Source organism: Nostoc sp. EspVER01 (assembly GCF_034530635.1).
Classification (GTDB): domain Bacteria; phylum Cyanobacteriota; class Cyanobacteriia; order Cyanobacteriales; family Nostocaceae; genus Nostoc.
In genome coordinates this window covers 49,420-65,165 of record NZ_JAVRCS010000010.1, presented here as the reverse complement: position 1 = coordinate 65,165, position 15,746 = coordinate 49,420, and the positions used below count along the sequence as shown (strand labels likewise).

The window sequence follows — 15,746 nt, the reverse complement described above, 5'->3', positions numbered from 1 at the left end:
TATGAATTATGAATTAGTAATTATTCTTTTGGGAATTCCCTTAACCACGATTTAACTCCCCAACTTCTTGAAGAAGTCGGGGAGATGGGCAATAATTTTTGCTTAAGATTTCTTTGGGATTCTCTTAAGCACTTACCAAAAATTTACTTTTCTAAACGAACTGCGTACCACTGTAAATATTTCCCAGGGCCAATATCTAATTCGCAGCTAGTGTCAATTAAATATTGGGCTTGAGTTTCCACAGTATCAAACTTTTGCAAGTCCGGCGGTAAATCTTGAATTATGAGTTGTTGAAGAGTTATTTTGAGCTTTTCTAATAGCTCTGATGGCGTCATAAATTGTTCTGGTTGATTTGTTTCTAGAACAACAAAATTATCCTGCTGGTACATTAATGAGTCTGGCATTTTAAAGATTTAGCGAATGTCAATAGGTTTGGATGGTTTTTGTAAGAGCTTTTGCTTGTTTGTATAGCTAACGAACGTGAATCCTGGGCGGTTTATGGCTAGAATGGAATGGTTATGAAGTCACTTGAAAATAAAGTTTTTCACTAAGTTTTATCTCAATCTTATGTAATTATACTAAACCTCAGCAAGCCTTGTCGGATAGACTAAATAAATTTCAGTCAGGTGATATTAGTATTTAGTATTAACTATCTTCTGAGGGTACTTTGGCAATTGCCTTGCTCTGGATCGCTAGGTTTGTCAACTAACTACACAACTAAAGAATTAAGGTGTGTATTTGTAATTCTCAAAAAAATCGTAATTTGACTTTAACAATAGGGAAATATAAAAGTAACATTTCCTCCCATAACCATCGCTGAACAAAAAGGTAGCAATTGCCTTCGTGTTCCAATTACAGATTGTCTATGCAACTTATTTATCTACCGCTTGCTTGGCCCAACAACATTGGGCAGTCCATTGTCAAAAAACAGTTGATTGTGAAGCCAGACACGCCTTTCCCGCAAATCCTGGCATTGATGAAAATAGCGATCGCCCCCATACGATTGAGTTGCACAGCCTTTTTCAGGATAGTTCTGCAAGTGGAAGGCAACTCATGTCAGGCATAAGCCCATTTACTGTTTCTAAGCAACCACCACTGATTCTAGTGGCTGATGATGACAAGACCATCCGGGTATTGTTGCGTAAAGCAATGGAACAAGAAGGTTATCGAGTAGTCGAGGTCAATGATGGTAAGCAATGTTTAGATGCTTACGAGACTATCAAACCGGATATAGTTTTGCTAGATGCTGTAATGCCTGTGATGGATGGCTTTACCTGCTGTAAGAACTTGCTCCAGATTGCTAGGAATAATTTAATCTCAGCCCTTGCCACCTTTGATACTGACTCGACTCTTAATAATACAGTCATCTCCAAGATATGGGAGCGCACTCCCATCTTGATGATTACATGCTTGGACGATGAGGAATCTGTAAATCGTGCTTTTGAAGCAGGAGCAACTGATTATGTTACCAAGCCAATTCACTGGCCTGTATTGCGCCAACGGTTACGCCGACTACTACAGCAAGCACAAGTATACAAACAGTTAGAGGCGGCAAACGAAGCTTTGCATCACCTTGCCAATGTAGATGGCTTAACTGAGTTGGCTAATCGTCGCCGCTTTGACGATTATCTCAATACTCAATGGATTAATCTCGCACAAGAGGGATTTCCGTTGTCAATGATTTTGTGTGATATCGACTTTTTTAAATTTTATAATGATAAATATGGCCATCCGGCAGGGGATGTATGTTTACAAAAGGTGGGTGCTGTCTTAAGCCTTAAGGCACAAAAACATCAGGATTTAGTAGCGCGTTATGGTGGCGAAGAATTTGCTGTGATTATGCCATACACTCCTGCATCTGGTGCACTTCACGTTGCCGCCGCGATCCAAGCTGGAATCAAAGATTTGCAAATTGTTCATGACGGTTCTGCGGTGAGTCAGCACGTCACTCTCAGTATGGGCGTGGCAACTGTTGTCCCGACATGGGAATCTTCTCCTTCAGAGTTGATCGTGCTGGCAGATAAAGCACTCTACCAAGCAAAGGCCGGGGGACGCGATCGCTTTATCTCAAGTTCTTAATTGTCATTAGTCATTGGTCATTTGTCAATACCCATTACTTAAGAAGGATAAACTGGCAGTGTGAAGTGAAACCATGCTCCGTTATTGGGGGCAGAATCCACCCAAATTTGGCCATAATGTGCCAGGACGATGCGTTGGCATAGACAAAGACCAATGCCGTAACCTTCTGTACCTTCATCCCGTTGCAGGCGGAAGTGGTTTTCAAAGATGCGATCGCGATTCTCTACAGGAATACCAGGTCCAGTATCGCCAATACTAAACTGAACTTTTTGGGTAGTGCGGTGCAATCCGGCGATGCTAATCTTGCCACCTGCTGGAGTGTATTTGATGGCATTATCCAACAGATTCACTAGCACTTGCCGGATGCGTTCTGGATCGGCATATACATAAGGTAAATCGTTGGGAATATCTGTTTCGACCTCTTGGGATTTGGCGGTATAGCGATCGCACAACTCTTCTAGTACATCTAAGCACAGTTTACCTAGCTGCACTTTTTGTGGTAAAATTGGAAACTCAGTATCTTTGCCACGACCTACCTGCAAAAGGTCGGCAATCATCCGATCGATGATCTTAGTTTGATTACGGGCTTGTTTTAATAGATGCGCTGTCAAAGATGGTTTGAGGCGCTGAAATTGCCCTGTCTCTAAATTGTAGTTAGATTGGAGAGTTTCAATGGCGATCGCGGCGGCAGTTAGGGGATTGCGGAGATCGTGTGCCAGCATCCCAATCACCCGATCTTTAAACTGTAGCTGCTCTTGGAGGTTATCTTTTTCTTGTTTTAAGCGAAAAATTTCGTCTGAGAGTCGGATGAGTTCGGCAGAAACAGCAACTGAACGGATAGTGGATTTGGGTGATGTCACTCTAGCAGTATCGTCTATCCGTTCTTGTAAGTCTTCCTGTAATTTCAAATAGGCGTCTACAGCGGCTTGCCAGCGAGGCCACCAGTTTTTCAATTGCGCTATGATATTACTCCCAGCTAAAACCTGTCGTGGTTCCGGGTGAATTTTGATTAAAGCTGGCGTTGCTACCAATTTAAAGTGTTCTGCTAAGTAAGGTTGTTGTCCAACATCAATAGTTTGAAGTTCAAAGCTATACTCAGCCTGCAATTCTTTTAAGTAAGCACGTATTCGCTGCACCTGTTGACGGGACTTGGGGCGTCCATCGACAAACAGTAACAGCTGGAGTGGAGCCTCAGAATAAATAGGCTGATCCTGGGAAACTTGCATGTAATCGTGTTTCAGCACTGGTAACAACCCGGTGACGCTTTACAGAAAGTAAAAAGGACTGACGGTTGTCGATGGTCGTTGTTTTTTCTTCTTAATATCTATTTTAGATTTTCATATTCCTATCCGATCTGCGTTTTTGACATCAGACATATCTTATTCAGCCTTTTGCTCCCTTTTGGTTAACTTCATCCCCAAGAAACACCCAAGCCCCTTGAATATAAGTCTTAATTTGCCCTGAATCAAAAATTTTCACCAGAGCCAGGAGGTGAAAGGTTTAATGGTATGTCAAATCGGCTAGTGCAGCACCATGTCAATTTGAGTATTCGCTTTAAGCAAGCGATCGCCCAAGAAAACACAGATGCTAATTGTATCTAATCTATCAGGAAGCTGTTAACTGTTCAGACCAAGTTTGTAGAGGTTTTTTTTCAACCGCCAGTGCATTTGATGAAGTGTCTTTTTTGCCTCAAGCCAATCATTAACTAGGATTGGGAAAAACAGCCATAGCTAGCTATGTACTACTTCTATAACTTGCGAAGCGCACCTTCCAGCTTTCCTAAAAGAACCACAGTCCTATCCCAGAATAACAGGGGATGGGTTGATTGAGGGAAAGTTTTGGATAGGCGATGCCTACGGCGGCAAACTACGCACTTTTAGACGAAGCACTCATTGCCTTCGAGGCTGTCAAAAAACCCTTGACTACAGCACAAGTAGCACTTTCTCCAGATAATAAATTTAGAAATACTAGGGAAAATGCTGCGACTCTTGACTGCTTTACCTATTTACCCCAGTTGCCAAGAAGAACGAACTTACGCTAATTTCCTGGAATTGTTTAACACTGCCATTTTCCAGAGATTGCCTTACTCACCTTACCATCGTCAGATGAATAATTTCCAGAATCGATTGTCAGCCAGTGTTAGTTAACTCGATCTATTCCCCTCTTTGGGTGAGGCTAAGGGGGGCTTTATTCCTAGTCTATCACTTCAGTTGCTTGGCGTAGGCTTTGCCCGCCGTAGGCATCGCATTACAACTAGTGCATCTGGAAGTAGATTCAAGCTTTTGCTAACTAAACTGTTTTTTGACCAGTTATCAATCAGCTATCTGCTCTGAAACTTGGATGTTTAGATAATTATCTTAAAAATTGGTTCACAATCTAGTATCGATCAGTTTGTAGTCGGTGGCTCTAGTTCTCATCTCAAGACTATAGTTCTTACTACAAACTCCCAACTCATAAAACTATTATCTAGCAAGGATTTCAGATTTATTGATGTTTTTTCTCAAAAATGTTAGTTTTCCAGAATTTTAGGGAACTTTATAAATAAGCATAGGAATTATCAAAACCTAATGGCTGTAAAACGAAGACAATACGGTAGCTTTTGCTACCGTTTACTCATTTTTGGAGATATCATCACCAAAATAGACATTTACGAAGAAGACATAGTAAGTCGGTAGTGTCTTTTGGTGATATGGATAGTCAAAGGAGAGCAGGGGAATAAAGGAGAATAACCATGTCCCATGCCTCATTCCCATTTAATGGACAGTCTGCGCTAGGGTAGGAATTGAAACTCAATCTGTGATTTCCTGTGCTTCCCTGTAAACGTCCAGCTGTATTTCTAATTTGGGCTGTTCTACTCACTTCGTTAACAGCCTGTGCTGATAGTCCAGTCGCCAAAAACCTTGAAGAATCTTTGGCGGCAGATCCGAAACTGCAAAGCGATCAAGTTGTCTTTGGCGAATCCCAAGGTAATCAAGCGCAAGCACAGCAAAATGAATCAGCAGTTCAGTTACCAGCTGATTTTCCTAAAGATATTCCTCTATATTCCAATGCCAAACTACAGGAAGTTAAACCTGCTAGCGGCTCAGAAAACAAAATCTCAACTCGTTGGTTAAGTTCTGACCCCAGTAATTTTATTGCTAGCTTTTATCGCAGCCAGTTTCAAACAAATAACTGGCAGATTTTACAACAGCCGACAGATGATGCGGGAGGCGCTTTTGAGGCACGCCGCAACGATTTGCTGTTGAAGGTTTCCATTCAGCCCAAATCAGTTACTAACGCCACACCTAATCAACCCCAAACAGCCACTGAATTACTGATTGATTACGTACCGAATAGCACTGTAACAGCACAACCTACTTCAACTACAAATTCTAACGAAACCGCTGACGCCGTTCCTCAACCAGGAAATTCACAGTTCATTGGCCCAATACCACCCAAAAACTTGGCTGCACAGCCACCAAGCACAACTAATAACCAAACAATCCCTACAGCCACTCCTAAATCTCAGGTATTTAACGATCTGAATAAGGCACCACAAGAATGGCGGCAACATATCCAAGACTTGGCTGCATTAGGTGTTTTATCTATAGAAGCAAAGACAACTAAGAGCAACTCCACTACCACAACTAATCAGTTTGAACCCAGTAAAACCGTTACACATCGGGAATATGCTCGTTGGCTAATCGCTGCTAACAATGCTGTGTATACCAACAATCCAGCTAAACAGATTCGCTTGGCATCAGAAAGTACTCAACCAGCTTTTAGTGATGTGTCCGCAAAAGATCCTGATTTCCCAGCAATTCAGGGATTAGCCGAAGCTGGATTAATTCCCAGTCCTTTATCTGGAGATTCTACAGTAGTTTTATTTCGTCCTGATGCACCTCTAACGCGAGAACAATTGCTGCTGTGGAAATTACCCCTAGATAGTCGCCAAGCTTTACCCTCTGCTAACTTAGATGCGGTCAAACAAACTTGGGGTTTCCAAGACGCAGCGCGAATTGACCCGAAGGCTTTAAGAGCAGTGTTGGCTGATTACCAGAATGGCGAACAATCCAATATTCGGCGGGTGTTTGGTTATACGACTCTGTTTCAACCCAAAAAACCAGTAACTCGTGCTGAGGCTGCTACGGCTTTGTGGTATTTCGGTAGTCAGGGTGAGGGTGTTTCGGCTACTGAGGCTTTGAAATTAAAGCAAAGTTAAAGCTATGTCTACTACGGTCTACCTAATTTAGTTGCGGTTAGTCCAGCATCAGCATAAAAGTAGGCAATTCCGTCCTTGAGGATATAAATTTTGCTATTTCTTTGTAATACACCTATTTTTCATCAAGAAAATATAAATCTCAGTGTTTTAAGCGTTTTTACCTGTGTTTCATAAATTTTTGAGGCATAGTTAAGTGAAACAACGTAAATTACCTCAATAGACGTACTTAGTTTTGAAGTATCTCAAAAGAGTAAGTTGTGAGACTATCGCCCTTTCATTGCTTTTAACAAGTTAAAAAGACCACAGGTAAAACAAATATGAAAAAACAAGCTGTAGCAGCGGGATTTGTTCTATTTTCTTTCATGTTGCCGACCACAGCTTCAGCTGTGAGTTTTGATCGGCTTTATGTATTTGGCGATAGTCTTTCTGATACAGGCAATATATATAATGCTACTGGGAAAACATTCCCTCTAAGCCCACCTTACTTTGAAGGACGTTTTTCCAATGGGCCTATCTGGGTGGATTATCTCGGAGATCGGCTAGGTTTAAAGCCTACTTTATTAACTACTATTCCTTCCACACCTCCTACCCAAGGGATAAACTTCGCTTTCGGTGGGGCTAGCTCTGGTTCAGGTAACGCTCTCGTTCCTAATCCAAATTTACCAGGAGTACTCCAACAAGTCCTTGGTTTTGCTGGAACTTTGCAAGCAAATAATCAAACTGCTGACCCAAATGCACTTTATACATTGTGGGGAGGTGGGAATGATTTCCTTTTTCTTAACCCCAAAGACTCTACCACGCCAATCAATAATATATCCCTGGCGTTGAATACTCTGGTAGGAGTCGGCGCGAAAAATATTTTAGTGTTTAACTCGTCAGATTTGGGAAAGATCCCAGCAGCTACAATTGACGATCGCAATCCTGCAACCCTTAGCAAATCGACTAGTGAGTTTAACTTGGGTTTAGCAAAAACTGTGAACGCTTTGAGTCAAAACCCAAATCTCAACATTATCTCTATTGATACTTTTTCTTTATTTAATCAGGCCAGTGCATTAGATTTTACGAATGTAACCGAGTCTTGTCTATCTAGGCTAGATATATGCGATCCAGCTAACAACAAGTTTCTATTCTGGGACGATTTCCACCCAACGACTGCTGCTCATAAGTTAGTAGCGGACGCTGCACTGGCGGCGATTGAGGCTAAGTCTGTTCCTGAACCTTCGATAAACTTGGGGATTTTAGCCCTTAGTGCTTTTGGTGCGGTAGGAGTGCTGAAGCGTCAACAAAAAAGGTCAGCAGTCCGGGTTATCGATGCACAATTTTCTCGTATAACAGTTAAAAACTAAACTAATTGATGTGAGATTGCGATCGCTTATTTCAAATTATTGAAGAATTAGCTATGCACCATTCTCCGAGTGGTGCAGAAACTGAGATTAACCAGTTGTTAATGCAACGATTTGCGGCGCTGGGTGTATAAGTCTGGTGCGTAGCTTGCCGCGGTACTGGAGTTGCGGTTCTTACTACTCAACCTACTCAAGCTGCAATTGGCAATGCTTCAACTAACGGTAATGGCACAACTCCTTTACTGCAATAATCCACACCTACTTAAGCAAGAAATCAGATCCCCGACTTTTTAGAAAAGTCGGGGATCTTTTTGTCGCCAACATTTTTTTATGTCAAGGATGCGATCGCTCCCGAATTAGTAGTAAATACTTGAATTCCTGGCACTGTCACATAATCAATCACCATCATCAGTAATAATCTAGGTTTGATGACAATAATTTGTCACAACGACATCAGTGTGTCACCGATCATAGATAATTAGTCAGTGTACATGATTTGTGTCAAACTTGACTATTGAGCAATACTTTCATCAAAGCCGATGATGGGATTTGAACCCACGGCCTGCTGATTACGAATCAGCTGCTCTACCACTGAGCCACATCGGCGTACACAATCTAAGAGTATAACATGATTTAATCATGGTAGATCAAAATCCTAAAAATCGCCTTAATTCTGAACAGTATGCCAGCCTCAAAGCAGAAATAGCCGCTCCTTATCGGGGCTTACGACAATTTTTCTACATTGCTTTCGGTGCTTCTGGTTCACTCGGTGCATTCGTCTTTTTCTTCCAAGTGCTTGCCGGACGAAATGTTGAGAGTGCTTTGCCTAGTTTAGCTCTCCAAGTAGGAATAGTTGCCTTAATGGTTTTCCTTTGGCGCTGGGAACAGCGTCGGCAACAACGCCCACAATCAGGTAAAAATCCTAATTCCTGAAGGGAGAAATTTTAGCTAGTTAATTTTTGACTACTTTCTTTTGATATATCTTTATATTCTTCAAATTTATTAATGCTTTTATGAAGATTAAAATATCAAGAAAGAAAAAATAAAAAAATTATTAGGAAATCCTAAAAAGCAAAAATTTCTGAGAAAATAGAAATCATTGAAACGGGGTCAGCCAATATAAAGACCCTGACCATAAACCCAATCACATTCAAATGGGGTTAGCTATATTTAAAGACCCCAATTTTTATGTTTAAAAACCCTAGAATAAAAAAACTCAACATTAATTGGAAGCGCCAGACTAACAAATTATCAGTCTGGCGCTTCCAATTTGCTAACTAGGTATTTACTGAACTGTTACCAAATAGGATGAAGGAATTGGTTGGGCACGTCCAGCATTAACAAGTGCCTGGTAAACAAAGGCAGCAACCTCGGCTCTAGTTGCCTGACGATTAGGATTGAGTTGCTTCACTGTGGGATAGTTGATTACTAGTTGCCGTGCAGTTGCAGCAGCAACAGGAGCGATCGCATAATTAGGAATCTGGGCTGCATCGGTGTAAAAAGAAAGGATATTTTGATTACTTGCAGTTAAGCCCAAACCATTAGCTAAAGCGACTAACGCTTGCACTCTGGGAATTTGCTGCTGTGGCTTAAAAGTACCATCGGGATAACCAGAAACAAATTGACCCTGGTAAGCAGATTGAATGGCAGCGTAAGCCCAGAAATTGCTTGCTACATCCTTAAACTGAATGGCTGGGCGTTTGGCTGCTGGCGTTAAAGCTTTAGTAACAATAGTGGCGAATTGAGCGCGGGTTACAGGTTCATTTGGTTTAAAGCTACCATCAGGAAAGCCCGCAATAATATTTTGGGAGGCTAAAGCTTCGATGTAGGTTTTTGCCCAGTAATTTGCTGGCACATCTTTAAAGGCAACAGGCCCTCCAGGGGGTACATCAACACTGGCGGCAACAAAATCTACTGAGCCAAAAATCTTTTTCTGATCGATATCGTTGCCAACAGCGACAATCTTACCTGTTTTGGTGGCGTTGTTCACATCATAACGAGTGTTGTTGCGAATAAGATTGCCACCAGGATTTTCGTTAGTGCCAAGGTCGGGTAAAGCACTAACAGTTGCTACAACTCCATCCCGCTTATTATTTTGAATGACATTCTTACGCAATACGGGCTTCGCTGACTCTGAGATAAAAAGACCGTCTTGGTTTTCGATAATTTGGTTTTCTACAATTAGAGGTGTAGAAGTGCCACCGATCGCAAGACCAAAACCAGTATCCTGAAATAAGTTACTCCGAATTTCTCCTTGGGCAGTCTTAGCAATTGAAATGCCATTGCCTTTGTTTTGCACAAAGAGATTGCCTTCGACTTTGGGATTGCCTGTACCTGTGACAAAAACACCCTCTCTGGCACTGTTAGTAAAAGTACTGTTTTGGATAATCGGATTGGTTGACTCCACCCACACACCCGTACCCCGGCTATTTGTGTTGGTGACGGTGACACCAGTAATCGTGGTATCTTGTCCGGCAAGGATTGTAATGTTCTGTTGGGCAAAGGTGCGACTAGTGTAGAAGCCTCCACCTGTAATCAATATTGCCTGACCTTTTGTAGCTTCATCACCCCGCAGTGTCACCCCTGGCTTAAGTAAAAGCGGGAAGGTTTCACCACTTTCTTGGTTATAGTTACCAGGTGCTAATTGAATAACAGCACCTGCTTGGGCTTGACTGAGAGCGAAACTTATGCTTTTGTAGGGTGCAGCTGAGGTTGCACCAGCACCAGCCCTATCTGCACCAGTTGCTGGATTAACGTAAATTGCTGCGGCAGTTGCTGGAGCTTGCGCTGTGCGAGTTGGGGCGATACTTTCTGGGTAAGTTGCACCAGCATTAACCTGACCAGGTAGTAGTAGTGAACCACTAGATACAACGAGCATTGCCGTGAGTCCGGCTCCTACGCGCAAAGTATATCTGAGATGACTGCTAGAAAGAAGGCGAAAATTTTTCGCTAGAGAAATGTGATAACCCCGATATTTCATTTTTTGAGTCTGTGATGTGCTTAATTACGGTATGTCGAACAAGGTTAAAGGTAGCAGCTTTGTAGCTGCTGTAAAACCCATGCAAACTATACTGGATGATTAGCACTGATTCAGCTAAATTCCTTAGATAGATCACAGAACTTATACATTGCTTATATTTAGGACTTACGCACAGTCATGGGAAATCAAACCACAGAGGACGCAGAGTAATAAGATTTAAAGAGGTTTTTTGCGTAAGTCCTAATATTGTGTTAGTCAGAAAATTTTCGTATGGCCACTATGGGGATGAGGCGATTCGCCAGTATTTAACAAAGCCAGTAAAGTTAAACACTATATTTTTACATAGAGTGTCTAAATAGCCAGATTGGTAATATTATTTTTGATCAAATTAGTCCAGTTATTTATACACCGTCTCGGAGAGCAGATCGGCAGGCTTTACGAGCCGCTTTGGTACTTTCTGCTAGTCAAGACAGGCAAGTCTCGCTGATTGAAATTATTAAGAATTATCCTACCAATGAAGTGGAAGTTGATGGCAATCGCTTGGAGAGTGTATACCGTCAACTCCGCCGCTTACAAACAAACCTACAAGATTTATTAGGTGTTTAGTAAGCTAAAGTTTCTAAAGTTTCTCGTAAATACCGTTGTACCTGCTGTTCCAAGCGAATTCCATGCAATTGAGCATCGCGTTCTATTTGCCAACGTTGAAAACCTGAACTAGTGGAGATCGCACATTTGAGACTATACCAAATTTCAGTATCGGCAGAAAATTGGCGATCGCTAGAAGCTGGAATTTGAGCCATAGTTCCTTAATTCCTTTATTTTAAACTTCAACGGTAACTGGACGTTAGGCATTGGGCATTGGTTATTTATTCTTCTCTGCTCCTTTGGTCACTGAGCGCAGCCTCTCGTAGAGAAGTGCTGCCCCCTGCCTCCACTGCTCTTCTCTCTAGCCCTTGAAAGTTAAATAATATACTTTATGGGCTACTACGAATCTGTATTTATCCTAAACAAGGATTGCAATAATCGGGGCACGATTTGATTAACCCGGACTCCTAAAATGGTGAAATCTTGCTTAATCTTTTCTAAAGATAATGGCTCGATGCCAGCGAATTCTGTCTCATTAATCACCAAAACTCGCATTACACTCACAGGGATTTGTAAAAATAGATTGCTGCCCAAAAAGGCTAATCCCGCAAGCACTAGTGCAAGGCTACGCCATTGTGGGAGAAATTTAGCTGAATTTGCTACTAATGGGGCAATTTGGTAAAGATTCCACAGTACCCAAACTGATAATACTGCTGCAACTAATGCCAGGATACGATTTAACTTTGTATTAATTAAACAGAGAATTTTTCGCTGCCGTTCAGTCAGATTTTCTGGCTTTAGGGCTATTCCTAAAAGAGCAAATATATAAAAGGGGCGACGCAACTGCATCCATAGCAGGGGTAGAACACCAATAGAGGCAACTAAGACTAGCTCCACCCAGACTGGCAAAAACGGTTCGCCTACAGACAGGAACAATAAGCAGAGTACTAAAAAAACAGGCAACGTCGCCAACCCAGCGACGTGAATCCACAAAATAGGTTCAGAGCGAAATGAATGCATAATAAAAAGTTATGAGTTAAGAGTTAGGAGTTAAGAATTAGCAGCCTTTAACTCCTAACTCCTAATTTATTACTCCTAACGTCTAACCATTTTACCCTTAACACTATCTCGTTAAGGTGAGAGTGCGGCGTTTCGTAACCATCTGATAGGATTCGATGATGTCACCTTCAACCCAATCATTGAATTTATCCATACCGACACCGCATTCATAGCCGGCGTTGACCTCACGGGCATCTTCTTTCATCCGTTTTAGGGAGTCAAGGACACCTTCAAAGATCACCTTACCACCGCGTCGCACTCTGACTTTGCAGTTGCGAACTAGCTTGCCAGATTGAACGTAGCAACCGGCAACCGCACCACGACCGACTGGGAAGACGGCACGGACTTCGGTTTGACCCAAAGGTTCTTCCACTAACTCTGGTTCCAAAAGACCTTCCAAGGCATCTTGGATATCTTCTAGGAGTTTGTAGATGACGTTATATTCCCGGACATCGACACCCGCTTCATCGGCGGCTTGTCTAGCACCACTGGCAAAGGTGGTATTGAAGCCGATAATTACAGCGTTACTGGCAGCTGCTAAGTCGATATCTGTCTCGGTGATTTCCCCAGCCGTAGCCAACAGCATCCGAATTTGGACTTCGTTTTGCGGGATTTGCTTGAGCGCTCCCACAATGGCTTCCACCGAACCTTGTACGTCTCCTTTCAAGATCAAGTTGAGTTCTTTCAACTCGCCTTCTTGTGCTTGAGCCGACAGGGTTGTGAGGGTAACACGTCCCTGTAAGAGGCGGGATAGGCGTTGTCTATCTGCGCGATCGCTAGCGAGTGCTCTGGCTTCTTTTTCGTTCTGGAAGACCTCGAACTCGTCACCGGCTGCTGGCACATCACTTAAACCCAACACCTCGACAGCAAAGGAAGGAGAAGCAATATCGACTCTCTTACTTCTGTCATCCACCATCGCTCGGACTTTACCAAAGGCCGAGCCAGCTACCAAAATATCTCCCACATGCAGAGTGCCATTCTGAATTAGTAGGGTAGCAACTGCTCCCTTAGCTTTATCCAGATGTGCTTCAATGACAGTTCCTTTGGCGGTACGATCTGGGTTGGCAGATAGTTCTGCAACCTCTGCTACCAACAGAATCATCTCTAAGAGCGTATCCAGATTTTCACCTCTAATGGCGCTCACGGGAACCATGATTGTCTCACCGCCCCAGTCTTCTGATGTCAGACCATACTGGGTCAGTTCTTGTTTAACCCGCTCTGGCTGTGCCCCTTCTTTGTCAATTTTGTTGATTGCCACAACAATTGGCACTCCCGCAGCTTGGGCGTGACTAATGGCTTCAATGGTTTGGGGACGGACACCATCATCAGCAGCCACTACTAACACCGCAATGTCTGTTACCCGCGCTCCTCGTGCCCGCATAGCTGTAAAGGCTTCGTGACCAGGAGTATCCAGGAAGACTATCTGCTGAGGTTTGCCCTCATGCTCCAAATCTACATGGTATGCACCAATGTGTTGAGTGATACCGCCAGCTTCGCCAGCAGCCACTTTGGTTTTGCGGATTGAGTCGAGCAGAGTTGTTTTACCGTGGTCTACGTGACCCATAATTGTCACGACTGGCGGACGGCGGTGGAGATATTCTAGGTCTTCTGCACCGACCATTTCCGTGATTTTGCGAGCTTCTGCTTCTCGTTCGACGGTTTCGACTTCTATTTCTAGTTCTTTTCCTACCAGGGTAATTGTGGGAATATCTAGATTTTGAGTGATACTCACCGCCATACCTTTAAGGAACAGGATTTTGACAATCTCTGTATCGGCAACGCCTAATACGTCAGACAGTTCTTGCACAGTCAACGGCCCTGTGATCGTCACTTTTTCGGGGCGATCGCGCTTTGTCTCAGCTTCTTGGCGACGGTTTTGGTGATGGTCGCGACCCGAAGACTTGGAACCAGACCTAGAACCAGATTTTCTCCCTCTTGCAGTTGGGGCGCTAGCAAGGGTTGCACCTGGCATCTGTACAGGTCGAGTCGCTTTCGGTTTCGGAGGACGAGCGATGGAAAGGCTGACTTGGACTGTGGCTGGTGAATCTATATCGTCATCATCCAGCAAATCTTCTTCAAACTCATCATCAAGGATGGGTTTGATCCGCTTGCCTTTGACGCCAGCTTTCGCCTTCTCTTTAACTTCGTCAATGATTTCCTCTTCTACCCACTTTTTGCCGCCTTTGGTCGGGCGAGGCGGACTTGGGCGTTTCAAATCGAGGAGATCCGGTGTGACTGGTTCATCACCCAATCCTTGAGATTTGCCCGCTATGCCTGACATCTGTCTGGGTGGAGTAGCGATCGGCATTGCGGCTGCTACTGCTTCACCTGGACGTGCCGGTCTGGGTCTTTGTCCCTCTCCTAGTTGTGATGGTGCAGATGGTCTATTGCCTCTCTGCTCTGGTCTGCTGGGTGCAGGGGTAGGACGACTTATCCTTTGTGGCGCACCTGGTGCGGACTGGTCGGTTGGCAGTTTAGCGACTCTTGGCTTAATTTGTTCGCGATCGCCTTCCGCGGGACGTAGCCGTTGGTCGCGTTTGAGGATCGGTTTATCTGCCTGAGATACTGGCTGTTCATCTGCCACCACCTGTGCTTCTTCCGCCGCCGGTCTGGCTGGAGGAGCAACTAGTTGCGGTTTGATTGGTTTTTCCGATTTCGGTCTCGGTGAAACTGTTTTTTCCGGTTTTGGGGATGCTATTTTTTCCGGCGCCGGATTTGGATTAGGCGTTTGTTGCAAGTCAGCGATCGGAGGTTGCTCTTGAGTCTCAGATTGAGTCCGGGGCACAGGTCGAGTTGGTGCTGCCGGTTTCAGGGGTGAGACTGGTGTAGCGAAAGGCCGTGGAGGAGAGGGAGGATTAGCTTCAGACAAGGCAGCTTGGGTATTGTTAGCAAGTGACGCCTCTGGGGCGTTGGGAGTAGTATTTCTCAATATTTTGGGTTTGCGTATTTCCAAAATTTGCTGTTTGTGGGGTGCAGCAGGTCGGTTACGTCCGCCGTTGGGTGGTGAATTTGGCTTATGGCTGGTTGTACCTAGTTCCTTTTTGGCAGACACACTCGTAGTTGCAAGCTTTTCTGCTGCCGCCCGGATGTTTTCTGCCTCGGATTCGGAAATCGTGCTGCTATGGCTTTTGACCGCAATATCGAGCTGGTCGCAAATTGCTAGTAGCTCTTTGTTATCCAAATTCAATTCCTTTGATAATTCATAAATTCTAACTTTGCCGTTGGTCATCCACTCTTCCCCTTTAATTTACAGTTTTAGCGGATGGTTGCCTGGTTTGCGACATCTCCATCCTTGGATTACTGTTTTTAGACTGCCGTTCAGTTTTTGCCGGTGCCTCCAATCAGGAAAGAGAGATGTTTCGGTTTAATAATGGCATCCCCACCAGGAATGATGGTTGAGGGATACCCATAAAAATTTCTTAAATAAAAGATTTTTATAGGAACCCTTGACGCCGAACTGCGCCTGAGCGCTACCAGGTTGCCATTTTGTAGTTTCTTG

At 43.6% G+C, this 15,746-nt stretch carries 12 protein-coding genes and 1 tRNA gene; 6 read left to right on the top strand and 7 right to left on the bottom strand.

Annotated features, from left to right (window positions below; genetic code table 11):
- Nucleotides 1-143 precede the first annotated feature (143 nt).
- Complete coding sequence (locus RMX69_RS11135) at nucleotides 144-404, bottom strand: chlororespiratory reduction protein 7 (RefSeq protein WP_322637502.1); 261 nt, start codon at nucleotides 402-404, stop codon at nucleotides 144-146.
- Between the two features lie 649 nt (nucleotides 405-1,053).
- On the opposite strand from RMX69_RS11135, the gene RMX69_RS11130 reads away from it, so the two are divergent.
- Entirely contained in the window at nucleotides 1,054-2,079 is a 1,026-nt protein-coding gene (locus RMX69_RS11130; RefSeq protein WP_289799981.1) for a response regulator, read from the top strand.
- Between the two features lie 38 nt (nucleotides 2,080-2,117).
- Here RMX69_RS11130 and RMX69_RS11125 read toward each other — a convergent pair whose 3' ends face one another.
- Nucleotides 2,118-3,323: a histidine kinase gene (locus RMX69_RS11125; protein WP_322637501.1), complete on the bottom strand. Its 1,206-nt coding sequence runs from the start codon at nucleotides 3,321-3,323 to the stop codon at nucleotides 2,118-2,120.
- Between the two features lie 605 nt (nucleotides 3,324-3,928).
- Between RMX69_RS11125 and RMX69_RS11120 the strand changes: the two genes are divergently transcribed.
- From RMX69_RS11120 to RMX69_RS11110, 3 genes are all read left to right on the top strand, one after another.
- Nucleotides 3,929-4,120, top strand: a complete 192-nt coding sequence (locus RMX69_RS11120; RefSeq protein WP_322637500.1) for a hypothetical protein — start codon at nucleotides 3,929-3,931, stop codon at nucleotides 4,118-4,120.
- 765 nt (nucleotides 4,121-4,885) lie between these two features.
- Nucleotides 4,886-6,280, top strand: coding sequence for an S-layer homology domain-containing protein (locus RMX69_RS11115; protein ID WP_322637499.1), 1,395 nt, complete (start codon nucleotides 4,886-4,888; stop codon nucleotides 6,278-6,280).
- Between the two features lie 317 nt (nucleotides 6,281-6,597).
- Nucleotides 6,598-7,626 carry an SGNH/GDSL hydrolase family protein gene (locus RMX69_RS11110; RefSeq protein WP_322637498.1) on the top strand — a complete coding sequence of 343 codons (1,029 nt, stop codon included), beginning with the start codon at nucleotides 6,598-6,600 and terminating at the stop codon, nucleotides 7,624-7,626.
- A gap of 531 nt (nucleotides 7,627-8,157) precedes the next feature.
- Here RMX69_RS11110 and RMX69_RS11105 read toward each other — a convergent pair.
- Nucleotides 8,158-8,229 (bottom strand) — tRNA-Thr (locus tag RMX69_RS11105).
- Nucleotides 8,230-8,262: 33 nt separating this feature from the next.
- Here RMX69_RS11105 and RMX69_RS11100 point away from each other — a divergent pair.
- The gene (locus tag RMX69_RS11100) at nucleotides 8,263-8,556 is read left to right on the top strand and encodes a DUF3493 domain-containing protein (RefSeq protein WP_289796858.1); all 294 of its coding nucleotides are present in this window, start codon (nucleotides 8,263-8,265) and stop codon (nucleotides 8,554-8,556) included.
- 352 nt (nucleotides 8,557-8,908) lie between these two features.
- Here RMX69_RS11100 and RMX69_RS11095 read toward each other — a convergent pair whose 3' ends face one another.
- Nucleotides 8,909-10,603, bottom strand: a complete 1,695-nt coding sequence (locus RMX69_RS11095) for a DUF1565 domain-containing protein (protein WP_322637497.1) — start codon at nucleotides 10,601-10,603, stop codon at nucleotides 8,909-8,911.
- Between the two features lie 342 nt (nucleotides 10,604-10,945).
- Between RMX69_RS11095 and RMX69_RS11090 the strand changes: the two genes are divergently transcribed.
- Nucleotides 10,946-11,209 carry an alpha/beta hydrolase gene (locus RMX69_RS11090; protein WP_322637580.1) on the top strand — a complete coding sequence of 88 codons (264 nt, stop codon included), beginning with the start codon at nucleotides 10,946-10,948 and terminating at the stop codon, nucleotides 11,207-11,209.
- Here the strand turns inward: RMX69_RS11090 and RMX69_RS11085 are convergent.
- From RMX69_RS11085 to infB, 3 genes are all read right to left on the bottom strand, one after another.
- Nucleotides 11,206-11,403 (bottom strand): hypothetical protein, encoded by a 198-nt coding sequence (locus tag RMX69_RS11085; RefSeq protein WP_289796856.1) that lies wholly within the window; start codon nucleotides 11,401-11,403, stop codon nucleotides 11,206-11,208. The two genes, RMX69_RS11090 and RMX69_RS11085, sit on opposite strands and share 4 nt — an antisense overlap.
- Nucleotides 11,404-11,587: 184 nt before the next feature.
- Entirely contained in the window at nucleotides 11,588-12,208 is a 621-nt protein-coding gene (locus RMX69_RS11080; protein ID WP_289796855.1) for a low-complexity tail membrane protein, read from the bottom strand.
- Between the two features lie 103 nt (nucleotides 12,209-12,311).
- Nucleotides 12,312-15,476: a translation initiation factor IF-2 gene (infB, locus tag RMX69_RS11075; protein WP_322637496.1), complete on the bottom strand. Its 3,165-nt coding sequence runs from the start codon at nucleotides 15,474-15,476 to the stop codon at nucleotides 12,312-12,314.
- Between the last annotated feature and the right edge of the window lie 270 nt (nucleotides 15,477-15,746).